The organism is Psychroflexus lacisalsi, from assembly GCF_020164495.1.
GTDB lineage: Bacteria > Bacteroidota > Bacteroidia > Flavobacteriales > Flavobacteriaceae > Psychroflexus > Psychroflexus lacisalsi.
Window position 1 is genome coordinate 28,360 of the sequence record NZ_JAIQYZ010000005.1, and the last position, 25,416, is coordinate 53,775.

Annotated in this window: 29 protein-coding genes; 11 read left to right on the forward strand and 18 right to left on the reverse strand. The window is 35.9% G+C overall.

Translation table 11 applies throughout. The features are described 5' to 3' along the window. Position 1: 1 nt before the first annotated feature. From LB449_RS11755 to truB, 3 genes are read left to right on the forward strand one after another with little or no spacing between them, the layout of a single operon-like run. Positions 2 to 265 (forward strand): DUF3098 domain-containing protein, encoded by a 264-nt coding sequence (locus tag LB449_RS11755; protein ID WP_224455297.1) that lies wholly within the window; start codon positions 2 to 4, stop codon positions 263 to 265. Then, positions 265 to 1,062: an undecaprenyl-diphosphate phosphatase gene (locus LB449_RS11760; RefSeq protein WP_224455298.1), complete on the forward strand. Its 798-nt coding sequence runs from the start codon at positions 265 to 267 to the stop codon at positions 1,060 to 1,062. The genes LB449_RS11755 and LB449_RS11760 overlap by 1 nt, the downstream gene beginning before the upstream one ends. Further along, on the forward strand, positions 1,055 to 1,753 hold the full coding sequence (gene truB, locus LB449_RS11765) for a tRNA pseudouridine(55) synthase TruB (RefSeq protein WP_224455299.1): 699 nt from the start codon (positions 1,055 to 1,057) through the stop codon (positions 1,751 to 1,753). Before LB449_RS11760 ends, truB begins: the two co-directional genes overlap by 8 nt. Here truB and LB449_RS11770 read toward each other — a convergent pair. Then, positions 1,750 to 2,367: a thioredoxin family protein gene (locus LB449_RS11770; protein WP_224455300.1), complete on the reverse strand. Its 618-nt coding sequence runs from the start codon at positions 2,365 to 2,367 to the stop codon at positions 1,750 to 1,752. The two genes, truB and LB449_RS11770, sit on opposite strands and share 4 nt — an antisense overlap. Positions 2,368 to 2,413: 46 nt before the next feature. Here LB449_RS11770 and LB449_RS11775 point away from each other — a divergent pair, with 46 nt between their 5' ends. Next, positions 2,414 to 2,980 (forward strand): DNA-3-methyladenine glycosylase I, encoded by a 567-nt coding sequence (locus LB449_RS11775; protein WP_224455301.1) that lies wholly within the window; start codon positions 2,414 to 2,416, stop codon positions 2,978 to 2,980. A 38-nt stretch (positions 2,981 to 3,018) separates the two neighbouring features. Here LB449_RS11775 and LB449_RS11780 read toward each other — a convergent pair whose 3' ends face one another. Next, positions 3,019 to 3,378, reverse strand: coding sequence for a toxin-antitoxin system YwqK family antitoxin (locus LB449_RS11780; RefSeq protein ID WP_224455302.1), 360 nt, complete (start codon positions 3,376 to 3,378; stop codon positions 3,019 to 3,021). A gap of 222 nt (positions 3,379 to 3,600) precedes the next feature. On the opposite strand from LB449_RS11780, the gene aspS reads away from it, so the two are divergent. The 4 genes from aspS to LB449_RS11800 all read left to right on the forward strand — a co-directional run bounded on the left by aspS (position 3,601) and on the right by LB449_RS11800 (position 7,814). After that, on the forward strand, positions 3,601 to 5,349 hold the full coding sequence (gene aspS, locus LB449_RS11785) for an aspartate--tRNA ligase (RefSeq protein WP_224455303.1): 1,749 nt from the start codon (positions 3,601 to 3,603) through the stop codon (positions 5,347 to 5,349). A gap of 72 nt (positions 5,350 to 5,421) precedes the next feature. Then, a complete protein-coding gene (locus LB449_RS11790; protein WP_394372317.1) occupies positions 5,422 to 7,218 on the forward strand; it encodes a chloride channel protein in 1,797 nt (598 codons plus the stop codon). A gap of 9 nt (positions 7,219 to 7,227) precedes the next feature. After that, positions 7,228 to 7,509, forward strand: coding sequence for a hypothetical protein (locus LB449_RS11795; RefSeq protein WP_224455304.1), 282 nt, complete (start codon positions 7,228 to 7,230; stop codon positions 7,507 to 7,509). 113 nt (positions 7,510 to 7,622) lie between these two features. Further along, entirely contained in the window at positions 7,623 to 7,814 is a 192-nt protein-coding gene (locus LB449_RS11800; protein ID WP_262901867.1) for a cold-shock protein, read from the forward strand. A gap of 433 nt (positions 7,815 to 8,247) precedes the next feature. Here LB449_RS11800 and rpmF read toward each other — a convergent pair whose 3' ends face one another. The 3 genes from rpmF to pdxA all read right to left on the reverse strand — a co-directional run bounded on the left by rpmF (position 8,248) and on the right by pdxA (position 10,099). Next, the gene (gene rpmF / locus LB449_RS11805; RefSeq protein WP_093365270.1) at positions 8,248 to 8,451 is read right to left on the reverse strand and encodes a 50S ribosomal protein L32; all 204 of its coding nucleotides are present in this window, start codon (positions 8,449 to 8,451) and stop codon (positions 8,248 to 8,250) included. Positions 8,452 to 8,466: 15 nt separating this feature from the next. Further along, complete coding sequence (locus LB449_RS11810) at positions 8,467 to 9,003, reverse strand: YceD family protein (RefSeq protein ID WP_224455305.1); 537 nt, start codon at positions 9,001 to 9,003, stop codon at positions 8,467 to 8,469. 70 nt (positions 9,004 to 9,073) lie between these two features. Then, positions 9,074 to 10,099, reverse strand: a complete 1,026-nt coding sequence (gene pdxA / locus LB449_RS11815; protein WP_224455306.1) for a 4-hydroxythreonine-4-phosphate dehydrogenase PdxA — start codon at positions 10,097 to 10,099, stop codon at positions 9,074 to 9,076. Positions 10,100 to 10,150: 51 nt separating this feature from the next. Between pdxA and LB449_RS11820 the strand changes: the two genes are divergently transcribed. Continuing rightward, positions 10,151 to 10,744: a riboflavin synthase gene (locus LB449_RS11820; protein ID WP_224455307.1), complete on the forward strand. Its 594-nt coding sequence runs from the start codon at positions 10,151 to 10,153 to the stop codon at positions 10,742 to 10,744. A 4-nt stretch (positions 10,745 to 10,748) separates the two neighbouring features. On the opposite strand, the gene LB449_RS11825 is transcribed toward LB449_RS11820, so the two are convergent. From LB449_RS11825 to LB449_RS11840, 4 genes are read right to left on the reverse strand one after another with little or no spacing between them, the layout of a single operon-like run. Then, entirely contained in the window at positions 10,749 to 12,176 is a 1,428-nt protein-coding gene (locus LB449_RS11825; protein WP_224455308.1) for a TolC family protein, read from the reverse strand. Further along, positions 12,177 to 13,547 carry an HlyD family secretion protein gene (locus LB449_RS11830; protein WP_224455309.1) on the reverse strand — a complete coding sequence of 457 codons (1,371 nt, stop codon included), beginning with the start codon at positions 13,545 to 13,547 and terminating at the stop codon, positions 12,177 to 12,179. A gap of 1 nt (position 13,548) precedes the next feature. Next, positions 13,549 to 15,210 carry a peptidase domain-containing ABC transporter gene (locus tag LB449_RS11835; protein WP_224455310.1) on the reverse strand — a complete coding sequence of 554 codons (1,662 nt, stop codon included), beginning with the start codon at positions 15,208 to 15,210 and terminating at the stop codon, positions 13,549 to 13,551. 3 nt (positions 15,211 to 15,213) lie between these two features. Then, positions 15,214 to 15,888: a TetR/AcrR family transcriptional regulator gene (locus tag LB449_RS11840; protein WP_224455311.1), complete on the reverse strand. Its 675-nt coding sequence runs from the start codon at positions 15,886 to 15,888 to the stop codon at positions 15,214 to 15,216. A gap of 164 nt (positions 15,889 to 16,052) precedes the next feature. On the opposite strand from LB449_RS11840, the gene LB449_RS11845 reads away from it, so the two are divergent. Next, entirely contained in the window at positions 16,053 to 17,009 is a 957-nt protein-coding gene (locus tag LB449_RS11845; protein WP_224455312.1) for a DUF3667 domain-containing protein, read from the forward strand. Here the strand turns inward: LB449_RS11845 and LB449_RS11850 are convergent. The 4 genes from LB449_RS11850 to LB449_RS11865 form a co-directional block, all read right to left on the reverse strand. Beyond that, a complete protein-coding gene (locus LB449_RS11850; protein ID WP_224455313.1) occupies positions 16,983 to 17,621 on the reverse strand; it encodes an arsenate-mycothiol transferase ArsC in 639 nt (212 codons plus the stop codon). The genes LB449_RS11845 and LB449_RS11850 overlap by 27 nt on opposite strands. A 35-nt stretch (positions 17,622 to 17,656) precedes the next feature. Beyond that, positions 17,657 to 18,667 (reverse strand): ACR3 family arsenite efflux transporter, encoded by a 1,011-nt coding sequence (arsB, locus tag LB449_RS11855; protein ID WP_224455314.1) that lies wholly within the window; start codon positions 18,665 to 18,667, stop codon positions 17,657 to 17,659. 30 nt (positions 18,668 to 18,697) lie between these two features. Further along, a complete protein-coding gene (locus tag LB449_RS11860) occupies positions 18,698 to 19,150 on the reverse strand; it encodes a DUF6428 family protein (RefSeq protein WP_224455315.1) in 453 nt (150 codons plus the stop codon). A gap of 98 nt (positions 19,151 to 19,248) precedes the next feature. Next, on the reverse strand, positions 19,249 to 19,578 hold the full coding sequence (locus LB449_RS11865; protein WP_224455316.1) for an ArsR/SmtB family transcription factor: 330 nt from the start codon (positions 19,576 to 19,578) through the stop codon (positions 19,249 to 19,251). Between the two features lie 132 nt (positions 19,579 to 19,710). Between LB449_RS11865 and LB449_RS11870 the strand changes: the two genes are divergently transcribed. Then, positions 19,711 to 22,143 carry a DUF5916 domain-containing protein gene (locus tag LB449_RS11870; protein ID WP_224455317.1) on the forward strand — a complete coding sequence of 811 codons (2,433 nt, stop codon included), beginning with the start codon at positions 19,711 to 19,713 and terminating at the stop codon, positions 22,141 to 22,143. A gap of 152 nt (positions 22,144 to 22,295) precedes the next feature. Here the strand turns inward: LB449_RS11870 and LB449_RS11875 are convergent, their stop codons facing one another. From LB449_RS11875 to LB449_RS11895, 5 genes are all read right to left on the reverse strand, one after another. Then, on the reverse strand, positions 22,296 to 23,354 hold the full coding sequence (locus LB449_RS11875; protein WP_224455318.1) for an ArsO family NAD(P)H-dependent flavin-containing monooxygenase: 1,059 nt from the start codon (positions 23,352 to 23,354) through the stop codon (positions 22,296 to 22,298). Positions 23,355 to 23,403: 49 nt separating this feature from the next. Beyond that, the gene (locus tag LB449_RS11880; RefSeq protein ID WP_224455319.1) at positions 23,404 to 23,853 is read right to left on the reverse strand and encodes a copper resistance protein NlpE; all 450 of its coding nucleotides are present in this window, start codon (positions 23,851 to 23,853) and stop codon (positions 23,404 to 23,406) included. A 67-nt stretch (positions 23,854 to 23,920) separates the two neighbouring features. Beyond that, positions 23,921 to 24,823 (reverse strand): DMT family transporter, encoded by a 903-nt coding sequence (locus tag LB449_RS11885; protein WP_224455320.1) that lies wholly within the window; start codon positions 24,821 to 24,823, stop codon positions 23,921 to 23,923. Further along, on the reverse strand, positions 24,816 to 25,169 hold the full coding sequence (locus LB449_RS11890) for an arsenate reductase family protein (protein WP_224455321.1): 354 nt from the start codon (positions 25,167 to 25,169) through the stop codon (positions 24,816 to 24,818). The genes LB449_RS11885 and LB449_RS11890 overlap by 8 nt, the downstream gene beginning before the upstream one ends. Then, complete coding sequence (locus LB449_RS11895; RefSeq protein ID WP_394372321.1) at positions 25,166 to 25,405, reverse strand: hypothetical protein; 240 nt, start codon at positions 25,403 to 25,405, stop codon at positions 25,166 to 25,168. The genes LB449_RS11890 and LB449_RS11895 overlap by 4 nt, the downstream gene beginning before the upstream one ends. Positions 25,406 to 25,416: the final 11 nt, after the last annotated feature.

A 25,416-nucleotide genomic window follows, 5' to 3' on the forward strand; every position in this document is an offset into this window, starting at 1 on the left:
TATGGGAGAAAGTAAACGAAAGAAAGAGGCCAAAGCCAACGAAAAATTCATTTTTGAAAGGGATAATTATAAGTTCATGATCATTGGACTTGCTGTGATTGCTCTTGGATTTATTTTGATGGCTGGCGGTGGCAGCGATGATCCTAATGTTTTTAACCCAGAAATCTTTAGTTGGAGACGTATTCGGCTGGCACCTACTGTAGTTTTGATTGGTTTTGCGATTGAGATCTATGCTATTTTACTGAAGCCAAAGTCAGCTAAGTAATGGATGTATGGGACGCAAGTATCCTTGGCATTATCCAGGGTCTGACTGAATTTTTACCTGTTTCGTCAAGCGGACACTTAGAATTAGGTAAAGCTATTTTAGGAGATGACAGTCTGCCAAAAGAATCCTTATTACTGACCGTAATTCTTCATTTTGCAACAGCTTTGAGCACGATTGTGATTTTCAGAAAAGACATTGCTAAAATCTTAAAAGGTTTATTTTCCTTTAAATGGAACGAAGAAACCAAATTTTCACTTAAAATCATCATTTCGATGATTCCTGCCGCTTTGGTGGGCTACTTTTTTGAATCTGAAATGGAAGTCCTTTTTGGAGATAATATCATTCTTGTAGGGTTTATGCTTATTTTTACTTCACTTCTACTCTGGCTTACCGATAAAGCCAAGGCTACTCAGAAACCTGTTTCTTATACCAATTCTTTTGTAATTGGTGTTGCTCAGGCTATCGCCATCTTACCTGGTATTTCCAGAAGTGGCGCCACCATAGCGACTTCCGTTATTTTAGGAAATGATAAATCCAAGGCGGCGCGCTTTTCGTTCTTAATGGTCGTTCCTTTGATTTTTGGAAAAATAGCCAAAGATATTGCTGGCGGTGAAATCTCAACTGACAATGCTAACCTGCTCATCTATGTCGTAGGGTTTATTACTGCATTTGTTTCAGGCTTATTTGCCTGTACGTGGATGATTTCGATTGTAAAGCGGAGCAAACTAAAGTACTTTGCGATTTACTGTTTTTTTGTTGGGGTGGGATCTATCATTTTTACTCAAATAAATGGATAAATTGACACTCGAACATATCAAAGAAGGACAAGTCTTACTATTTGATAAGCCACTGCACTGGACCTCATTTCAAGTTGTAAACAAAGTAAGGTGGCTCATCAAGCAAAAATTTGGATTGAGGAAAATCAAAGTTGGTCATGCCGGCACTTTAGATCCTTTGGCAACTGGACTTGTGATTTTATGCACAGGAAAAGCAACCAAAACCATTGAATCTTTAATGGGACAAACCAAAGTGTATACCGGAGAATTAACCCTTGGCGCCACTACTCCCTCTTATGATCTTGAAACTGAAATCGATAAAACCTTCGAGACTTCTCACATTACTCAGGAACTTATTGATGAAGCTTTGATAGCATTTCAAGGAGACATCATGCAAAAGCCTCCTGTGTTTTCAGCTTTGAAAAAAGAAGGCAAACGGCTTTATGAATATGCCAGGAGAGGTGAAGAAGTAGAAATCCCCAAACGTCAAGTCCATATTGATCATTTTAAAATCACAGAAAACCTTTTACCAAAACTCAACTTTGAAGTCCAATGCAGCAAAGGCACTTACATTCGTAGTTTGGCCTTTGACTTTGGAAAAGCATTAAATTCTGGTGCTTACTTATCTGAACTTCGACGCCCCCAAATTGGGGATTACAATGTTGAAGATGCCCTTTCTATTGAAGACTTCGAAAAGTTGCTGAATGATTAATTTGATTGGACCAAGCTGTAGACTAAATCTTCAGCAATATTTTTGCCTTTGTCTTGGTTGTACCATTTCTGAAGTATGATTTTAAATTCATCTCTCAATTTTCCAAATTCAGCTTTTTCTTTAGCAACTAAATCTGCAGCTTCTTTTGGCCGTGGGCCCCAAGTGAATAAAATATTATTTTCTTCAAGATTAAAAGAAATCAATTTTGGGATTGACTTGCCACCGTTTGTCAGAAATTCATTCATCAACTCATCGTTATCATCTCTTAAGATCAATTTGAAATCGATCAGCGGATTCAGATCAGCTATCTTTTTCATGATAGGAATTACGGGGGCTGCGTCTCCACACCACCCTTCAGTAATCATCAACAAGGTTTGTTTTTGACTGACTCCTTTTATCTTTTGAATTTGATTCTCTGTCAATTCTGAAGTTTTTTCCCAACGTTTCATTCTATTAAAACCAAGTTTGGAGTAATTCAAATAGGCTTCATTTTGTGTATATCCCGTGGATTTACCTTCTTTCAAGAGATTTTCTACAAGTTGCTTATATTCTGAATAAGAAAGCGTTTTATCTAAATGCTTTTTTATAATTTCAATTTTATCTTGTTGAGACATAATCAGTATTTTTAGAATTTAGTCGAAATTAATTTGAATAATTATAATGGCAAAAGTAAGGTGTGACTGGTGCAATAACTCTGAAATCTATGTGAAATATCACGATGAAGAATGGGGTGAACCAGTTTACGAAGATCAAGAGTTTTTTGAGATGCTAGTACTGGAAAGTTTCCAGGCGGGTCTGAATTGGTTAACGATTTTAAAAAAGAGAGAACACTTTAGAGAAGCTTTTGATGACTTTGATTACAAGCTAATCGCTCAGTATTCTGATGCTAAAGTCAAGGAGTTACTCAGTAATGAAGGCATCATTAGGCATCGGGGAAAAATTGAGGCAACGATTAATAATGCAAAGGCCTTTATGTCAATTCAAAAGGAGTTTAATTCATTTTCAAATTACATCTGGAGCTATGTGGATCACCAGCCAATTTTGAATCATTTTTTAACTTTGAATGAAGTTCCAGCTCAAACAGATTTGAGTCAGAAAATTTCGAAAGACTTGAGAAAACGAGGCTTTAAATTTCTGGGACCAACTACGGTTTATGCCTTTATGCAAGCTACAGGTATGGTTAACGATCATCTGACCTATTGTTTTAAACATAAAAAAAGTGCCTGATTTCTCAGGCACTTTATATAATCTAAGGTGAATACTATTTAATTACTCACCACTTCAGTTTTTCCGTTATTGGTCACTTTTACTCCGGCGATTCTACTGTTCTTATAGTTTACTTCAGTTTTCTCGCCATTATTCCAGAATATCCATTTTCCAACTTTCATTCCTTTGCTATAATTAGCTTCTGTAATTGTGTTACCATCTCGATCGAAAGATTTCCATTCACCGTGAAGTTTATCATTTTTGATAAATCCCATTTGGTGTACTTCACCGCTTTCATAATATATAGTCACTTTTTCTAAATCTCCTTGTTTCTCTGTTTTCACCAGGTTATTTTCAGTCTGAGCAAAAAGTGTAAAACTCATTAAAAATACCATTAAAAGGGTGCTAAATGCTTTCATATCTTTTTTTGTTTAGTTCAAATATACAGATATTTTACGTTTAAAATACATTGAGTTAACGTTAAATTTACATAGTAGCGCTTAATACCTGTATAATCTGACTTTTACTTAAAGATATTAAGTATTATTATTGATAAGACTTTGATCAAAAATTTCTTTTACATCTCATCGATAAGACCGCTAACTTCTTATTTTTGCAAATTGTTTCATAAATCAGTTGGCATGTATAGAGATCACAATAACAGCGAGTTAAATATCTCATCTTTAAATAAGAGGGTGACTTTGTCTGGCTGGGTACAGAAAATAAGAAATAAAGGATTTATCATTTGGGTAGATCTTAGAGATCGTTACGGTATAACTCAACTAGTATTTGATTCTGAGCGTACTTCCAAAGAAATTATGGAGCAGGCTAGAGAATTGGGACGAGAATTTGTGATCCAAGTCGAGGGACAGGTTTTGGAAAGAGAATCCAAAAATGAAAAAATTACAACAGGCGATATTGAAGTTTTAGTAGAAAAACTAACTGTTTTAAACGTTTCTGAAACTCCCCCCTTTACCATCGAAGATAAGACTGACGGTGGTGAAGACTTAAGAATGAAATATCGCTACTTAGACATCAGAAGGAACCCAGTTAAAGACAAACTGATTTTCAGAAGCAAAGTCTCAATGGCAGTGAGAAACTACCTTTCTCAGCAAGATTTTGTAGAAGTAGAAACTCCTTACCTCATCAAATCCACTCCGGAAGGTGCTAGAGATTTTGTTGTCCCTAGCCGAATGAATGCTGGACAGTTTTACGCTTTACCGCAGTCTCCACAGACTTTTAAACAATTGCTTATGATTGGTGGGCTAGATAAGTATTTTCAGATTGTAAAATGTTTTAGGGATGAAGATTTGAGAGCAGACAGACAGCCAGAATTTACACAGATCGACTGTGAAATGACTTTTGTTGAACAAGAAGATATCTTAAATACTTTTGAAGGTTTGACCAAGCATTTGCTCAAAGAAATCAATGGCGTAGAGGTTAAAGAATTTCCTCGTATGACTTATGATGAAGCGATGCAAACCTACGGAAATGATAAACCAGACATCCGCTTTGGGATGAAGTTTGGCGAATTGAATGCCGTCGCTCAACACAAAGAATTTAAAGTTTTTAATGAAGCAGAGTTGGTCGTAGGTATCGCCATTCCTGGTGCAGCATCTTATTCCAGAAAAGAAATCGATAAACTCATAGACTGGGTTAAGCGCCCGCAAGTTGGTGCTAAGGGCATGGTTTACGTAAAATATAATGAAGATGGAAGTCTAAAATCTTCTGTGGATAAATTTTATAACGAAACAGATTTAAAAGCCTGGGCAGAGCAAACCGATGCGAAGCCAGGTGATTTAATATGTGTTTTGTCTGGTGACGCCAATAAAACTCGTGCACAATTAAGTGCGTTGCGAATGGAAATGGGCAATCGACTTGGATTGAGGAAACCAGATGAATTTGCACCCTTATGGATTATAGATTTCCCTCTTTTGGAATGGGATGAAGAGACTCAGCGTTATCATGCAATGCACCACCCGTTTACCTCTCCAAAAGTTGGACAGATTCCATTATTAGCGACAGACCCAGGAGCTGTAAAGGCAAACGCCTATGATTTAGTCTTAAATGGAAATGAAATTGGCGGCGGCTCCATCAGAATTCATGATCAAAAAACACAATCCTTGATGTTTGATTATCTTGGGTTTACAAAAGAAGAGGCAGAAGCTCAGTTTGGGTTCTTGATGAAAGCCTTTACCTTTGGTGCTCCTCCTCACGGCGGTATTGCCTTTGGCTTGGACAGACTCGTCGCCATTCTTGGAGGTCAGGAAAGCATAAGAGACTTCATAGCCTTTCCAAAGAATAATTCTGGAAGAGATATTATGATTGATGCACCAGCACCCATAGATGAAGAGCAACTCAAAGAACTTGATTTGAAGTTGAGAAGCTAATCATCTTTACAGAATTACCAGAAGTAAATTTTGCTTTTTTACATAAAAGTTTTCTTCATGATACTTTAAAATATGAGTCGTAAAAAGTTGAATATTACATCTTTAGGAAATAAGACCATGAATTGGTTAGGAAATTTTCTGACCAAACAACAGATACTTATTCTGCTTAGTGCTTTTGTGGGATTAGTATCAGGGCTAGTAGCCGTGACTCTAAAAAACTTAACCTATCTCATTCAATCTTTGCTGGGAGGTGGCTACATATCCAATTATCATAATGCATATTATTTTGTTTTCCCTTTGATAGGTTTAACCTTGGTCTATCTGCTCTCAAAATTTATTTTAAAAAAGGATATAGGTCAGGGAATATCCACAACATTATATTCCATTTCCAGGAGAAAAGGATTCATGCAGAAGTTTCAGAACTATGCCTCAATGATTGCTGCCCCAATCACTTTGGGGTTTGGCGGCTCTGCGGGTCTTGAAGCGCCAACAGTAGTGTCGAGTGCAGCTTTGAGTACCAGTTTTTCGAAATACCTTAACTTAACACAAGCTTCAAGAACCTTGCTTATAGGCTGTGCAGCAGCAGGTGCCATGTCCTCAATTTTTCAAGCACCTATAGCTGCCATCATTTTTGCCATTGAGATTTTTAGTTTAGACCTCACTTTAATTTCTATGATACCATTGCTTGTAGCTTCTGTGTCCTCTATCTTAACGTCTTATTTTTTCTTTGGATCGGACATTATACTCCACACTCAGTTAGAAAAAGCATTTAGTATTGGTGACGTACCCTTTTACTTAGCTTTAGGAGTTTTTACGGCTCTTGCTTCTATCATATTTACTAAAGTATATATGTATACTTTTAAAAAATTCAATACTATTGATCATAAAATCAACCGCATTTTGATCGGAGGTATCATTTTAAGTGCTATCCTGTTTTTCATTCCTCAAATTTATGGTGAAGGCTATGCGACTGTGAATGAACTTTTGGCTGGAAATCATGACTTGATAACCAATAACCGATTTTTAAAAGGTTGGGATATGACGTGGATGGTCATTGTTTTTTTGCTTTTACTCGTCATATTTAAAATGATAGCTACGTCCGTAACCATTGCCGCCGGTGGTATTGGAGGTATTTTTGCGCCAGTTTTATTTATAGGAAGTATGATAGGCCACAGTTACGCTTTAGTGATTAATGCGTTAGGAATTACTAAAGCACCTTTATCTGTGAGTCAATTTACACTAGTAGGCATGGCAGGTTTGATGGCAGGCGTTATGCATGCGCCTCTCACCGCTATTTTCCTTATTGCTGAAATCACAAGTGGATATAGCTTATTTATCCCATTGATGATTACCGCAGCCATTTCATATGTCATCACCAGTCAATTTCAACCTAACTCAGTGTATACTTTGGAATTGGCAGAACGAGGAGATTTGGTTACTCATAATAAAGACCAAGCAGTGCTTACTCTTATGGATATTGAACAAGTCGTAGAAAACAATTTTGAAATACTTACAGACAACATGAATCTTGGTCAAATCGTTAATGAAGGCGTGGTCAAGTCCAATAGGAATATTTTCCCGGTGGTAGACAAAAACAATATCTTTAAGGGAATTATACTTCTTGATGATATAAGAACCATCATGTTTGATAAATCTTTGTATGAGGAAATGACAGTTACTTCCCTAATGCAAAGAGCACCCGATGTTATAGATTTGAAAGAATGCAGAATGAATCATATCATGAAGAAGTTTCAGGATACAGATGCCTGGAATTTACCCGTGGTAAGAGATGGGAAATATGTCGGTTTTATATCTAAATCCAAATTACTGACAGCCTACAGACAAAAATTAATTGAAGTCACCGTTTAGAATTAAACTATGAGAGCATTAATAAAATTAGTTTTTATATTGATAGCAGCGGGCTTTGCCCTGGGTGCGTATTTTAAAATTTATGATGAAGAATTGATTGGTGAACGAATTATTGGCATATGCGTTTTAGCAAGCGCTTTTGTGTTGATGCCCTTATTTTTGGCCCACCGATGGAAAGGTAAACGTCTTCAGGATTATACACTTACCAAAGAAAATATTGAAAGAATGAACAAAAAGGATACTGATAGAGATCTAGAAAAGGGTAATGAATCTAATAATGATAAAGACTGAAAACATTACTTTATTGAAAATGATTTATTTAAAGTAAAATTTTTCGATAAATGTGATGTAGACCATTAATTTTAATTACTTTTGTATTATATTATTAATTATTATTTATTATTATGCAAGGTAAAGTAAAATTTTTCAATGAGTCTAAAGGTTATGGATTCATTACAAACGACGAGACAGGAGAAGATATTTTTGTACACGTCACAGGACTTAACGGAGAATCTCTAAACGAAGGAGACGAAGTTGAGTACACAGAAGAAGAAGGAAGAAAAGGAATGAACGCTACAGATGTACGTTTGATCTAATCATATAAACATTTTTTTTTCAAAGCCTTAAAACGCCACTCTTTCGAGTGGCGTTTTTATTTTAAGAACTTACCTAAATTTAAGGCCTTTAGCTTAAATCACTTTCAAAACAATAGTTTCTTCATTTACCCCTATTTAAGGTCAGCTTACCAACCAGTAAATTATAAATAGAGAATAAGAATCATGCGATTCATCAGTATTCTGGTCTCATTAATGGTTTGAACATTAGAGATAAAAACCAATATCAGTTATAAGCTTATTTGAAATACTCTATGAAATTATTTTTAGTCTGTCACTAATAATGACTAAGAGGAATAAAAAAAGTCACATAGCTCTACAAGTTAAGATTACTGATAAAATAACTTCTAGTTGCAACAAAAAAACTCCTTTAAGTTAATAAAGGAGTGATATCAAAATAAAAAGTAAAATAAAATTACTCTACTACTTCAGCGTCTTCAGTATTATCAATTAGGACTTGGCCTCTGTAAAACATTTTACCTTCATGCCAATGTGCTCTATGAAATAAGTGAGCTTCGCCAGTGGTTGTATCTGTAGCGATTTGAGGCATCTTAGCTTTGATGTGCCCTCTTCTCTTATCTCTTCTTGTCTTCGATATTTTTCTCTTTGGATGTGCCATTGCTCAAGTATATATTTATTCGTTTAGTAATTCCTTTAATTTATCCCATCGAGGATCTATATCCTCTTCTTTATCTTCTTTTTGATTTAATTTTGGCTTTAACTCTTCTAATTTTTCAAGAATGTCTGATTGAATTGTTCCATCTTCTACACCAGGGTGTATTCTTTTGGCTGGTAAGCCTAAAACAATCCCTTCATAAATGTACTGTTGTACGCCTACCTCATGCTCCCCATGCGGGAGAATTAATAATTCCTCATTATCATCGTTGTATTCATCTCCAAACTTCACAACTAAAGACAGATGATTATCTATTTCTTGGTCGTAAGGTTCAAGAGTAACATCACAATTTACATTAACGTAGCCTGAGAAATCGAATTCCAACTCCAGCATATTTGCTTTTTTGGTAAATTCCAAATCTACATCAACGTCAGAACTATTAAATTCCTGAAAATCAAAAAGATCAAAGAACGCATTATCAATCTTAAAATCAAATCTGTGCTGCCCCTCCTTCAACCCTACAAAGGGTATAGCATAAGCTTTAAACTTCCTCATACAACATCAGTTTTGGGTTTGCAAATATATTAAAAATTAATAATAATCCTTATAAAGATTTGATAATGATTTATAAAGGATTTTTAGTTAACTCCAAATATTCCATTCGATACTTGAAAATTGAAATCGACATAAAGATAGCCTGTGAAAAAGAACTACATTTTGCAATGCCTTTACCGGCAATATCAAAGGCTGTACCGTGATCTGGAGAAGTCCTGATGCGATTAAGTCCCGCAGTAAAGTTAACTCCATTTCCAAAGGATAAGGTTTTGAAAGGAATCAATCCCTGGTCGTGATAGGCTGCTATAATGGCATCAAAGTTTGCATTGTTTTTAGAGCCAAAAAAACTATCTGCTGCGTAAGGTCCAAAAACAAATTTCCCATTTTCAACAAATTTCTTTATCGCTGGTTTTATAACTTCATCATCTTCTTTACCTATAACACCTCCATCGCCTGAGTGTGGATTTATTCCTAAAACTGCAATTTTTGGTTCTCGTACGTTGAAGTCTTTTTTGAGAGATTCGTGAATGGCATTCACTTTTTTATCTATCAGCTCTTCGGTGATCTTTGAGGAGACATCCTTCACAGGAACGTGATCTGTTAATAAACCTACTTTAATGTTGTCAGAAACCATAAACATTAGACTATCCCCTTTCAGTTCCTGAGCTAGAAAATCTGTATGTCCTGGAAAATTAAAATCCCCTGACTGTATGCTATTCTTATTAATAGGAGCTGTAACGAGCGTATCAATATCTTTTTTTGCTAAAGCTTGGGTCGCAGCCCTTAGAGATTTAATTGCATATCCACCAATGGTTTTGTCCTCTTCACCAAAGTTGACTTTTACGTTTTCTTTCCAAACATTCACAACATTAATTTTGCCTTCTACAGCATCTTCAGCTTTGGATATTCCGTGAAATTGTAGCTTGATTTTAAAATGATTTCCGAAAAAAGACATCATCTTAGAGTTTGCAAAAATCACAGGCGTAAAAAGCTCAAGAACACGGCTATCTTGTAAGGATTTAAGAATAATTTCTGGACCAATACCGTTCATATCTCCAATACTTATACCTACTCTTATATTTGACTTCGCTTTCATAAAATTCGTCTATTTTTGCAGTAAACAAAGGTAACGAAATAATCTACAATTATGTTTACAGGTATTATTGAGGAGGTAGGAACGATCTCAAAAATTGAGTCGTCTGGAGGGAATATTGATTTTACAATAAAGGCCAATCTAGCCGATGAATTAAAGATTGATCAAAGCGTAGCTCACAATGGAGTTTGCCTGACTGTTGTTGATATCACAAATGATACTTATAAAGTAACAGCGATAGGTGAAACTTTAAATAAAACCAACCTTAAGCAGCTTAAGGAAGGGCATCAAATCAATCTCGAAAGAGGAATGAAAATGAATGCACATCTGGATGGGCATATTGTTCAGGGCCATGTAGACCAGGTCGCTATCTGTGAGCGTGCAGAAACTAAAGATGGAAGCTGGGAATTTACATTTTCCTATGATCCCAAGCTTATGAATGTCACTATAGAGAAAGGTTCTATCACCATTAACGGGGTTAGCCTTACGGTCGTCAATTCAAAATTGAATGAATTTAGCGTTGCTATCATTCCTTACACCTACGAAAATACTAGTTTCAAAACCTTACAAAAAGGCGATATTGTAAATCTAGAATTTGATGTTATAGGAAAATATGTAAAGCGATTGATGGAGATGCAATCTAACTAAACAACTATTCTACTTCTACATCGTTAACTAGAATATTGAATAAGCTTGCTTTAGATTTAAGTAGTTGTTCAAAGACTTTAATCTCTTTCAACCTAGAATCTATCAAACTTACTTCTCTAGCGTTGACTAGAAAAACTGAGCTTTCGCCAAAGCTAAATTTTCTCTCTTCAGCTCTTAGTAAACTTGAATAATCTTTTACGATGGATTGGAAAGTGTTGAGTTGAATGATAAAAGACAATATTTCGCTTCTGGATGCTTGAATTTTATTCTGAAGTTGAAGCGACTCAAAATCTAGATCCAGTTGGGCTTCATTGACTTTAATTTTAGCAAGCTTTAGATTTCCTCGCTCTTTTCTAAGAAACAATGGAAGTTTGAAAAACAAGCCGGCTTTGTAATCGTTTGGATTGAAATTCAAATTGTTAACTTGACTGACCCGTTCGTTTACAAAGTTGTACTCCAGATCCAACTGTGGTTTTAACATTTCAGCTTTAAGCTGCTGATTCACTTCCAATTTATCAATTTTGTAGTCTAAAGCTCTAATCTTGGGATGATCTGCTAATACAAAATTCTCTAGTTGCAGTAAATTAGTTCCCAAAACAGGGTCCAAAGAATTTTCGCCTAGCTCTTCTGGCAAAACAAAGGGCCCGAGCTCAAGCGGAATATTATCTTCGAACCAAAGAAAATTGGAAAGATGAAGTCGACTTTTAATCAATTTTAAATTCGATTGCTCCAACCTCAATTCCCGGTCTTGGACTACTATGCCTGCCTCTAGAGTATCAATAGTAGGCATATTTCCAGCTAAAGCACTTTTTTTGATTCCATCAAACCTAATTTCTGCACGTTCGAGAAAATCTTGAAAAAGGTTGACTTCACGATTGGCTAAATACCAATCGAGATAGGCCAAAACGGCATCAGACAATAACTGGTTAAGACGAATATCACGCTGAGCCTGGCTTAAATCCTGCATGATTTTGGCTTGTTTTAAATCTGCCATTCTTTGGTTGATAAACAAACCTTGACCAATAGGAACCGAAACTCCTGCACTATAAAGGCCATCATCTGGAACGCTATTCTGTGGATTTAAAAATTCACCTTGGTTTTGTTCAAACCCAGCCTTGACTTCTATGCCATACCAAGTTGGTATTTTGAAGGTAGAATTTAGAATATCGTAATACCCTTTACTATCAAATTCTTTGTTTTTCCAATCCACCATCACCTGAGGATCGAAAGCTCCTCGAGATTTTAGCAAAGTTGCTTGGGCAGTTGAAATTTCAAAATTAGCAAGTTTTGCAACCGGATGGTATTCTTTTACATACGCCAAAAACTCATTTAAACTGAGAACATTTTCATCTACAACAGGATTTGTCTCACCCTGTGCATACAAACTGAAATGAAAAATTAAGCTTAGAACAAGTAAATAAACTCTACACATTTATTTTCCAGTATTTTGATTTTTATTGGAACTCATATTGGAATCTTGCGGGGTGTAATAATCTGGAGGAAAGCCATTGATTTTCCTCCATAGCTCATACCATACAGGGACGTCATTGAGTAAAGCCATAGTCTTTGCACCAGAACCAGCACGGATAACTTCTGGCCAGGATTGTTCGTCAGGATCTTCTTCTATCAATACTCTGAATTTTCCTTTTGCTGGATTCATAGTTCTTTCTACCGCAACTATTCTTCCTCCATAGGTGCCATAAGACAAATTGGGCCATCCGGAGAAAAATATAGCTGGCCAGCCATCAAATATTATTCTTATAGGCTCACCAGGATGTAACAACGGTAAATCTATTGGATCCACGTAGGTTTCTACCGCTAGGTCAATGTCCAAGGGCATAATACTTACAATCTGTGTCCCAGCTTTGAAAGTCTCTCCAATACCACTTTGCAAGGCTCTATTTACAAAACCATCTTGTGGCGCTGTAATGTATCGCATTCCCGATCTTACACTGAAATTGGAGAAGTCGTTTTCCAGCTTAGTTCGTTGAGCTTCGGTATCATATTGACCCGAAAGTGCTGAAAACTTATCACTTTCTGCTTTTGAAATCTTCTCCTGGTAACTGGCTTTAATGCTCGAAATTTCAATTTGGGCATTGATCACTTCATTTTTACTGGATAGCAAGCGATTTTTACGACCCAAAACGTTTGCTAAACTATTTTGTAGCTGAAGCCTCTTAGCTTCAAGGTCTGTTTTGGCTAGCAAGCCTTCCGCTTCAAGGTTTTCTGTCCGTTCAAACTGTATTTCTGCAATTGTTACCAAAGTTTGAGCAGCTTCCAGTTCTATACTATCACTTTCTACCTTTAAGTTAGCTTGTATAAGTTTGTTTAAAGCCTGTTCAAGTTTTAGTTTTCTTTCTTCTTTTAACGATTCAATCTGAATATTCAAAGATTTCACCTTTTCAACGTAGGAATCCAGAGAGTAGTTCTTGGCCTTGATCTGAGATTCAGCACGAGATAATAAATTTGGATCGAAGAACTTATCTGTAACTTCAGATATGTATAAAATAGTGTCTCCTTTTCTCACAATTTGCCCTTCTTTTACATACCATTTTTCTATTCTGCCTGCTATTGCAGATTCTATAGATTGGGATCTTTGGCCTGGGCTTAATGCTGTGACATAACCTCTACCTTGAACAATCTGGGTCCACGGTAAAAAAAGTATTGCCAAAAGAACAACCCCAAAGATCGTCATGATCTTATTGAAGGTAAGGAAGCGATCCTTATGAAATGTGAATTCCATTGATTTATACTTGGATAAATCAACCTTTTCGTTCAGTTTAAGTTTTGATATATCAAGCATATTATTCTTTTATTGTCATTTTACCATTATCCATATAAAGGAAACGATTACATTTCTTTTTCCAAATTTCTTTAGTACTTATAACTACTAAAGCCCAAGGTCGGTCTGGTTCTGTAAGAAAATCAATAATTACTTTGGACTCGTCGTCCAGTAAATCCTCTGTGGGGTCTTTTAGAACCAGTAACTTCGGCTTTGAGGCAACTGCTCTGGCAATCATTATTTTTTTATTAACCGTATAAGGGAGTTGTCTTCCTTCAGAATAAATAATTGTTTCCAAACCTTTATCCTGAGATTTGACATAATCGCTAAGCTGTAATTTTTTCACCAATAATTGCACATAATTCATAGATATATCTGGATTATTGAGTGTTATATTTTCAAGTATTGTTCCTTCAAAAGTCCTATTGCTTGGAAAAAAGTGCCCTGCAAAATCTCTAAAATAAGTAAGGTCAACATTTTTCAAATTAAAATCATTTACAAAAATATTACCGTCTATATTATCAATAAGCCCCACCAAAACCCTCAGAAGTGATGACTTACCAGAACCAGGCGTCCCGTTTACAAGTATTAAGTCTTCCCGGGTTATTTTGATATTTATATTGTTAAGTATGTTCTCTTTACCCAGGGTAAGGTTTATATTTTTGTATTCGAAAATAAAATCTTGCGTTTTATCGAAGGGCTTATTACCTCCTTGGCGCTCTATTGAAATATCTGTAACCCTTCCAAGTTTTTCTAAACCTGCAAGTAAAGCATAAAGATCTTCGAGACCCTTTATCAATTTTTCTACAGAATTAATCATCAAAACAATAATAATTTCTGCAGCTACAAATTGTCCAATATTCATCTGTTGATTGATGACTAAAAGCCCGCCAACGATAAGGAGTGCAGCGGCTACAATCACCTTAAAAGCTATCATTTTGAAAAACTGAAACCTTAACACCCGGAAATGTTTTTCTCTGGCGTTCAAATATTTAAGGCTTGTCTCATCGTTTCTTTGTGAGGCATAAGAAAAACTTTCTGAAACCTTAAACCCTTCAATACTTCTGGCAACTTCTTGGATCCAGTGCGCTGTTTTATACTTAAAACTCGACTCCATCAATGATTCTTTTACGCCTTCTTTCAGAGATAATTTAAAGATTAGATAAAAAAGCAGAATCAATAAAAAACCAAAAAAGACAAAGAAAGGATGATAGAGAGAAAGCAAGACCAATCCAAAAAAGATTTGAATGAAGGCACTGGAAAATTCGATAAGCAGTTTGGGTAATGATTTTTGAATGGTCATCACATCAAAAAAACGATTGGCTAATTCTGGAGGATATTCATTTTGCAAGGCAGAGTATTCCATCTTTGGAAATCTGTAAATAAGCTCAAAAGAAGATCTAGCAAAAATTCTCTGTTGTAAATCTTCACCGATTCTTAGCTGCATATATCTAAGCACTCCGGCAAAAGCAACACTGAATAATACAACACCAGTAAGCAGAATCACCGATGCATTAAAGCTGCCACCCACAATTATATTTACAATTGCCTGTATGCCAAGCGGTAAACCAAGCTCTACAAGACCAGCAAAAACGGCATAAAATAAAATTTTAAAAACGGATTTTCTTTCAAGACTTAACAGTCTCCCTAACCTAATCCATGGGGTTTTAGTATCTATGGCCATATATTAAGACATTAATGTTTTGGTCAGTAAATCTTTATAGAATAAATATAGATTATCTTTTGAATGACAGTCGGTTAAGTTATGAAAATGTTCTGATAAGAAGTATTGATTCAACGAACCTTCTGTAATGACAGAAGCCAAACTTTTGCAAAAGGAATAATCTGAATTGACCTCGACAATCATCTCAGACAATCGTGAAACTAATCTTTTGTAAATGCTGAAACATCCAGCTTCATTTTCTTCATCCACAAATTTGTGGTGATAAGCCTTTACGAATTCTGAATTGAGAATGTGTCTCAACTTTTGTCCTTCAATTTCAAAAGAAGTGCATTTTGTTTGCGGCGTACTAAATAAAGTTTCTACGGCTTTTAGTAATTTTTCTAAGCCGTCAGACACGTTATTAGTCTGTACTACCATCTGAAATTCCATAATCCCCCAATAAAGGGACGAAATGTATAAAAGAAGGCGATGCTTGTTTTCAAAATATCTGTAAATCGAGCTTTCAGTAGAACCAATTTCCTTTGCTAATTTTTTGAAATTAAACTCTTCAATTCCATGAGCATCAATAAGATCGATGCTCGATTTTACAATATTGATACCCAATAGAGAACTCTCAGGATCCTTTAGATATAGAGATGAATTGATATCCACTCTAAGATTAGATAGTAAATTATGCATAAATCAAAATTGAAATCGCAAATATAATAGTAATACTATCATTTAATACTACCTCAAAACCTTAAATATTTCTTTAGACTATTTAATTAAATGTTAATTTTGTTAAAGTATCTAATTTTACATGAACCTTAGAATGTTATAAATTAGCTCTTATTTAATATAAAATGAAAATCAGATTAAGATTAAAGTCAAGGCCTAAACGCTTTCCACACAGAACAGAAAAATGTTTAAACTGTGAGAAAAAACTGGATATTTCCGATCAATTTTGCTCGTACTGTGGTCAAAAAAACTCCTCTAAAGCCTTAAATCTTAAAGAACTTTTGATGGAATTCTTCTCGGGACTAATTTCTTACGATTCACGTTTTAGAAAAACCATCAGTGCATTGATTTTTAGACCCGGAAAATTAAGTAGAGAATATATCATTGGAAAGCGTATAGGCTACGTCAATCCTTTTAGATTCTTTATAAGCATAGCGATCGTTTTCTTTCTTGTTGTAAGCTGGATCAATCGTGATGAACTTAAAGAGGCAAAAGTCTTAACTGTCGAAGAAAGTGAACAAAACTCAGATATATTCAAAAGTGGATTGTGGTTTGACGAAAACTCAGGAGCCTCAAAAATTACAGATTATATAAAAGAACATCCAAATGCTAAATATTCTGAAGCGATGAAATCTTTAGCACTGGAAGAAACTCTGGTGAACAGATTAAAATTTGACTTCATATTTGGTTACAATAGACTTGTAGACAATCCTGCAGGATTTATCAACTTTCTTCTCCCAAAGTTACCGTTCTTTCTTTTCTTCTTCATCCCAATCTACACACTTTCAAGCACCTTAATTTATTTCAGAAGAAAAATTCCCTATACACATCATCTTATTTTCAATTACAACCAACAGGCTGTTTTTTTAATTCTGTTATTTCTAGCCTTTATAATTGACTTCATCCCTGTCAAAATTTGGCTATTAGTTTATGTGTTCTACCTGTATAAATCCATGAGAAAATTTTATTCACAAGGAAGATTTAAAACTATTTTCAAGCAAATCATAATAATGAGTTTCTATTTAATAAGTAGTATTTTGGTCTTAACCAGCTTATCATTTTTGAGCATTATCTTTTTTTGAACCTGACAAAGACATCATATAGAAAACTTCTCGCCTGATTTCCAAAGCACGTTCCAGGTATTTTACATCCTTTAGCTGGGTAGTATCAAACAATTTTGGATCTTCATAAGGTGTAGCAAATCTGGATAAAGCTTCAGGGATAAACGGGCAATTTTCGTCTACATGAGAAGAGGTCATGATCGCCAAAAAATCTTTATTTGGGTTCTCAGAATCATCATAAACTTTAGAAAAACAAGTTGTAGATTTTTGTTTTCCAAACTTTACGTCATGTTTGGGATTCGCTTCAGATGTAGTTGTACTTACTTCAAATCCCATCGATTTTAATGCAGTTACCGAATTGGGATGAAGTGCAGTCACTTCGGTCCCACCAGAAAACGCTTCAATTTTTGAGGAAAGTCCATAAAATTCTGCAGCAACATTGACCCAAACCTGCCCAAAATGACTGCGCCTGGAATTGTGAGTACAGATATAGATGAGTTTAGCTTTCCTTCTAGAGTCAATTTCAGAAGCTATCATTGCAGCTATACTTTTCAAAATTTCCTTTCTTTCTTTTGAAATTAAATCGCATTCACTTTCAAATATTCTACAAAGCTTTTCAATTTTTGGAAACATGAATTATGATGTTTGGTGGTGAATACAATTAAAGATCAATATCTCCATTTATTAGCAATTGCCACTAAAGACAACATCACTGGCACTTCGATAAGAATACCAACCACCGTTGCCAATGACGCGCCGGAATTTAATCCGAATAACGAAATCGCTACGGCAACCGCCAGTTCAAAAAAGTTACTGGCACCAATCATGGCCGATGGAGCACAAACATTATGTTTCAGTTTTAAATATTGACCGATAAACCAGGTAACAAAAAAGATAAAATAAGTTTGTATCGTCAGCGGTACTGCAATCAATAAAATATCAAAAGGGTTATTGATGATTTTATCACCCTGAAATGCAAATAAAAGCACCAAGGTGGTAATCAGGGCAATCATTGAAACTGGTTTCAGTTTGGCCAAGAATACAGAATTGAACCATTTCAAACCGTGTTTTTTAATCAAATATTTATTGGAGACGTAGCCGGCTGTCAGAGGAATTACCACGAAAATCAGCACTGAATAAATCAAAGTGTCATATGGGATTTCAATATCTGTAACGCCCAGAAGCAATCTTACTATAGGAATAAACAACACAAGCAATATTAAGTCGTTCAAAGACACCTGAACGAGTGTGTAGTTTGCATCACCTTTAGTCAGGTAAGACCACACAAATACCATCGCTGTACAAGGCGCTGCTCCAAGAATAATTGCACCGGCAATATATTGCTGAGCATCTTCGGGATTGAGATAAGCGCTAAAAATCTGGTCTAAGAATAACCAGGCAAAAAAGGCCATGGTAAATGGCTTTATCAGCCAATTGATCACTAAAGTTAAACCCAACCCTTTGCTATTTTTGGTCACATCTTTTATCGACGAAAAATCGATCTGTACCATCATAGGGTAGATCATCATCCAAACCAAAATTGCGACAGGAATGTTGACTTTTGCCACTTCCAACTGACTTAAAAACTCGATTGAGTCTCCAAATAATCTACCGATTGCAATTCCTACTATTATGGCAATAGCGACCCAAAGTGTCAGATACCTTTCAAACTTTCCCATGACTTAAACTTCTATCTTTTCAATATGGAATTAGCAACAGCCAGAGTTTGGAGCACATGCTGAACTTGGCTCTTCAATTTGCGGCTCCGGAACCCCACATTTATCTTTGGCTAAACAATCGGTGAGTGTACTTGCCAATTGAAACTTACCATCACTAAAATCTAAATGGTACTTACCAATAGTATCGCCTTGATATTCTACCTCAACCTCCAACCTATCGTCTATAAACAATTTCTTTTCTGACAGCTGAATGATGTTTTTAAGTTTCTTTGGTTGCAATCTGTGATCAACGTCATCGGCATTCCACAACTGGAAATTCACTACTTTCTCATGCCTCATCGTACCTCCACAGTCAATAAAATCTTTTGTCACCTGACCTACTTCTGTCACATGAAAGTGAGCTGGTACAATGTTCCCATTTGGTAATTGAAATTGTAAGGAATCCACTTCTGCTAAATGTTCTTTTACTTGTTTAAGTGTCATAATTATACTTTTAAATAATGCTTTATTTTTCTTTGCGTTCTTCGCATATTGACTTTGCGTTTCTTTGCGTGAAATTTTAGGAATAATGATTTAAAATACTAACAACAATCTTTTGGGTTAGGATAGCGATCGAAAAGCTCGTTAAAAATCATTTTCATCTCGTACCATTTTTCTTCATTGATGCAGTAGCAAACCGAAGTGCCTTCTATGTTCCCTTTAATGATGTCTACGTTTTTCAACTCCTTCAAATGCTGGCTGATGGTCGATTGAGCTAAACCCAATTCTTCTACTAAATCTCCGCAGATGCAAGAATTAGATTTCAATAAAAATTCTAGAATTGCTAAGCGGGCGGGGTGCCCGAAGACCTTAGCTACCTGTGCGAATCCATTTTGTTTTTCAGTAAAGAGGTCTGATCTAGTAACTCCCATATCGTAATATTTATATATTGCAATATTACGATTAATAAGTAAATTTTTAAAAATTGAGCAATTTATTTTCAACTTCTTCAATAGTTAAAAGTCCTAAGGCTGTACATTTGAATTTTTGAAATTAGACTCCTTATGGTTGGACGCTACGTCTGTTTATTACTTTACTTTTTTATAAGTTTTGGTTGGGCTCAACAAAAAAAACAATATTCGATTTTGAGACAAGAGGCATCTGCAGAAATTGATGGTGTTTTAAGTGATGAGGTTTGGCAGAACCTTGATGTCGCTTCAGATTTCATGCAATTCACGCCTAATCTAAACCTTGCAGCAACACCAGATCGCAAGACGGAAGTAAAGCTGTATTATAATAATGAAGGTGTTTTTGTTTCGGCAAAGCTGTATGACGACCCAGCTAAAATCATGAGTCAAAATACCATCCGGGATGAGTTTGGACAAACCGATTATTTCACGCTGGTTTTAAACCCCAACAATGATGCGCAAAACGATACCCAGTTTATAGTTTTCAGCTCAGGAACTCAAGCCGACGCCTTGTCTTCACCAAGTATAGGTCAGGATTTTGGATGGAATGCCGTTTGGGAAAGTGCTGTAAAGAAAACGTCTTTTGGCTGGCAATTGGAAATGAAAATTCCCTATAGAACACTTAGATTTCCAAAGACAGATATTCAAACCTGGGGTGTTCAATTCCGAAGATATTTTAGAAGAGAACGCTCTGAATATGCCTGGAATCCTATCGATAGAACCAAGGGTTATGAAGGTCTTTATCATGGAAAATTGCTGGGTATAAAAGACTTAGCACCGCCATTGCGATTGAATTTGTATCCCTTCACAACAGGTATCGTCAACACCGTTGGTGATAAAACTTCTACAGATTTCAAACTGGGTATGGATCTTAAGTATGGTATTACAGATAACCTCACTTTAGATGCTACGCTTATCCCCGATTTTAGTCAAGCCAGATTTGATGACGTGGTACTGAATCTTGGCCCTTTCGAACAAACTTTCGCCGAGCAGCGTCAATTTTTTACCGAGGGAATTGATCTTTTTACCAAAGGAAATCTGTTCTTTTCCAGACGAGTGGGGAGTGCTCCAACAGGAAGTGCAGAGTTAAACGAAAATGAAACTTTAATAGACCGTCCAAGTGAGGTAAGCCTCATCAATGCCTTAAAAATGTCTGGTAGATTAAAAAGTGGTCTTGGAGTTGGCGTCTTTAATGCCGTAACAGAATCTACTAAAGCAACAGTTCTGGGCACCTTTGGAAACAGGGAGAGGCAAGTTGAGGTAGAACCCCTTTCCAACTATAATATACTGGTCGTTGACCAGCAGTTTAATAGAAATTCTTCAGTGAGTTTAATCAACACCAATGTGACCCGTTCTGGTAGTTTTAGAGATGCGAAAGTGACCGGAGCTTTGTTTAACCTTATCAATAACAGCAATTCCTATAGTCTGGCTGGGGAGTTTAAGATGAGTCACATTAACGAAGCAGCAGAGAATACAACAGGCTTTAGTTCAGCGCTAGAAGTAGCCAAAATTAGTAATCAATACCAGTTTGCTTTAGGCCATACTTATGCGGATGAAAAATATGATATCAATGACCTTGGTCTACTGCTGAGAAACAACTTTAATAATTTCTCTGCCAATGCTTCCTATAGGATATTTGAACCTACTGATAATTTTCAAAGTTATAACATCAGCTTTTCTTCACAATATAAACAATTAGCTTCACCAAATACTTATACGGGCTTAGAACTAGAAGCCAGTTTAAGGATTAATTCTCTAAAGCTCGATACCTATGGTTTTGATATAGCTATGGAGCCTGGTAGACAATTCGATTACTTTGAGCCAAGAGTCGATGGTCGATTTTTCATTTACGAGAACTTCACCAGCTTTGGAGGTTTTCTGTCTTCAAATTACAACAGGACATTTGCTATTGACATCAGAAGTAATGTAAATACTTTTTTTGAAAGCGGAAGAGAGTCTTATGCATATAATGTGAATATTGAACCCAGAGTGCGGTTCAATGACTACTTTTTTATGGTTTATAGTTTTACTTTCGATAACCGCATCAACGACAGAGGATTCGCAAGTTTTCTAGAGGAAGAACCGATTTTTGGAGAACGGGACAGAGAAATTTTAACCAATAGTATTTCTGCCAATTACAATTTCAATCCTTTCCATGGCCTGAAATTACAACTGCGTCATTACTGGGATACAGTTTTATACGATGATTTTATGTATAATTTGAACCTTAATGGAAGGCTCTCTGAAAATCGAAATCTTCCAAAGGCTGATTTACCCAACAGTCCAGATATTAATTTCAGCACCTGGAATCTCGATTTGAATTACTCATGGCAATTTGCTCCGGGGAGTTTTCTGACAGCTTTATATAGAAATCAATTGTTTACAAATAATGATCAGGCGCAAAACAATTTTGAAACCACCTTCACCAATTTATTTCAACAAGATATACAGCATACGGTTTCAGTTAGATTACAATACTTCTTCGATGTAAATACGGTAAGTTCTATTTTCACTTCTGAAAAAGGCTAAATGATTTTAAATTTCATTTATTCGTGTAATCCAATAATGGTTAAAACTATTTCTTTACACATTCTTTATTTTGGAGCTCAAAATCAATCGTTTTAACGGTTTCAAATTTGTATTTAATTTTAATGTGGGCTATTTATTGGTTCCAAAAAAATCTAAAGCTTTAAGTACTCGCTGACTTCTTGGATGGTTTGCTTAGCATAACGTCCAACTCCAATAATCGTTGCTGAAGCAAAACCAGTCCAGCCTCCATAGCCTAAGAGCCACAAACCATCAGTTTCTTTGGCTTTTGTTGATTTAGTTGGTACTTTTCCTTTATTGTCTATAGAAACTAAATTGTTTAAAAATCCAGTTGAATAGCCAAAACCAGTACACCAAATGATTGTGTCAATTTCTTGATGACTGCCATCTTGCCAAATCACACCATCTTTAGTGATGGCTTGAATTTGTCCTTTGGAATGCAAAACATCTCGTTCACGCGCTTCCTTGACTGAAGGAACCATGACGATATTTCCTAGGTTATATTTGGATGCATCAAATGTTTCGCCTTTCTTTTCAGCATAATATTTGGCTGAAGCAACATCAAATAAAACTCTGCCGTCCACATCATCAGGAAGATACTCAGGTTCTTGGTGTGTGGACCAAAACGTATTTGCCACTTTAGAAACTTCGGCTAGAATTTGAGCTCCAGAATTACCCTCACCAACGATCATTACTTTTTTATTTTGAAAATCTTCTGGAGTGCAATATGCTGATGAATGTAATTGCCGTCCTTCGAATTGATCACGCCCTTTTACCTCTGGAATAAATGGGTTTTGAAACGTGCCTGTAGCAGAAATAACAGCTTTCGATTTGTAGTCCTTCTTGTTGGTTTTGATACTGAAAATACTATCGTATTTATTTACTGAAATGACTCTCACCGGCCGCTCTATAGAGAACCCATACCGGTCTTCGTATTGACAGAGATAATCAATAGTTTCCTTTCGAGTAGGGAACTCTCCTTCAGAAGCAGGCATTTGCCAACCTGGAAGTGAACTGTGTTCTGGAGGAGAAAATAAAGTGAGTGACTCCCAGGTATGTTTCCACGATGCTCCACAAGAATCCTGATCATCCAAAATGAGATAGTCTATATCTTTTCGTCTTAGAAAAAATGCACAGGCCAGGGCGCTTTGCCCTCCTCCTATAATGATGAGGTCATGTATTTTATCGTCCATACCTTAAATTTGGTCTGTAATTCTTATTTGTTTCTTACTGAAGTAGAATTTACTCTAAATCTTTCTTTAATTTATAGTCGCCTTCTATTTGGCTACGGATCAAATGACCTTCCCTATCTAAAGCCATCATTGCATTTTCCATAACTTTATAGGTGTTTGGTCTTTCTTCGCTTTCTAAAGTGATTTCACTTCCTGAAGCATTCCAGCTGAAGTTCCCCTGAGATTGATCTTCTTTTTCATCTTTACCTAAATACTTTATGGACTTTATGTACGTATTGTTGGATTTGAGTTGAATTTTGGTCTCGATACCTTCACAATCGGCGCAAGGTAAAATACCCTGATATGTTCCTTCCCAGTCTAAAGAATTTTGACTGGTATGTTCCTCTTTAAATGATTCATCTAGCACATAGATATCTAATTCTACGTTGGCTTCAGTATTATTCTTACATGAAATGAAAGCAAACAGAATTAAGCAAACGCAATACGGACGTAGCATCATTTTAGTAGGAATTTTGAGCTGAATATCTACAAAGATAAGATGAAGTGTGGCAAATTCCGAAGAAAAGCTATGCCTTAGATCGCTTCCTCGCCGGATTTTTGGTCACCATAAATACTCCTAAAAACACAAGTATGACAGAAATAATTTTAAGAAGCGTTAATTGGTCTGCACCAGAAAAAATGGCAAATGCAATAGCAATAACTGGCTGTAGATAGGTAAACACGCCTATGGTTGAAGCGGATAAATGTTTTAAGGCAAATATATTGAGAAGATAGGTCGTAAAGGTTGTCCCTACAATTACAAATCCGATGCGCCATAGAGCAGAAAACGGCATGTTGATCCAGTCTACTTCTCGAAATTCGGACCAGCCAATAGGAAGGTTGATTATGATTGCGGTTAAAAATAGCCAACGCATCAAGGTAATAGGGTGGTAAGTTTTGGTAAGTGGCTTGGCGACAATTAAAAACATACCAAAGGACAGGGCGTTGACAAATAACAGGACGTTTCCAAGAGGAATATTGGGGGCACCCACCTGTTGCTGAACACCAAAAAAAATAAGGCTAAGTCCTCCAAAAAGTCCCAGAATTGCTCCGGAGCCTTTGAGAATTGTAATTTTTTCTCGAATTAATACCGCTGAAAGTATAAAGACTAAAATTGGTGTAATAGTAACGATGACTGAGCTATTGATTGGTGTGGAAAGACTCAAACCCTTGAAGGAAAGCATCATATTGATGACCATACCGAACAAAGCACTCAGCAAAAGTCTTGGCCAATGTTCTCTTTTTATCTTTTCGTTTTTTATAAAGAGGCTTACAACCCAAAATATAATTCCTGCACCGAGTACCCGTGTAAAAACAAAGCCATAAGGCTGAACGTAATCTGGCATTAAACCCTTGGCTAAGGTATGGTTGATTCCAAAAAATGTTGTGGCAACTAGAGCGGCTAGTAAAGCTTGTACTCGCTTAGTCATTGAATAGAGACTTTAAGGCGTCTACTGTATGCTTATCATTACCTATGAATATTTTATCGTCAATGACAAAAATAGGTCTTTTTAGAAATGTATAATGTGATAGAATGTATTCCTTGATTTCTTCTTCGGAAAGATTCTCGTCTTTTAAACCTGCTTCTGTATATTTTTTAGCCCTTTTGTTAAGTAAGATCTCGTAAGATCTCGTGTTTTTGTAGAGAAATTCTAAATCTGATTCAGAAATATGTTCCTTCTTGATATCTTGGATAATAACATCTTCTGGTAAAGAAAGTTTACCTAAAATACGTTTGCAAGTATCACAGGTTGAAAGATGGAAAACTTTTTTCATTGTGTGTTTTGTTGAGATTTCTTTTTCTTGAAGGATCTATAAACCACATATAGAACTCCTCCTACGAGAATGTATGGAAACGCCATAAGATAAACTATACCATCGTTGATGGCTTCTGCCTGTCCTGTATCTTGTTCAGATTCTAATACTGCTCTGCACATAGAACACTGGGAAACGGAGTCCCAAATTGTCACAAATATTAATACCAGTGCTAAAAAATATTTATTCATCTTCATCATCTTTCAAA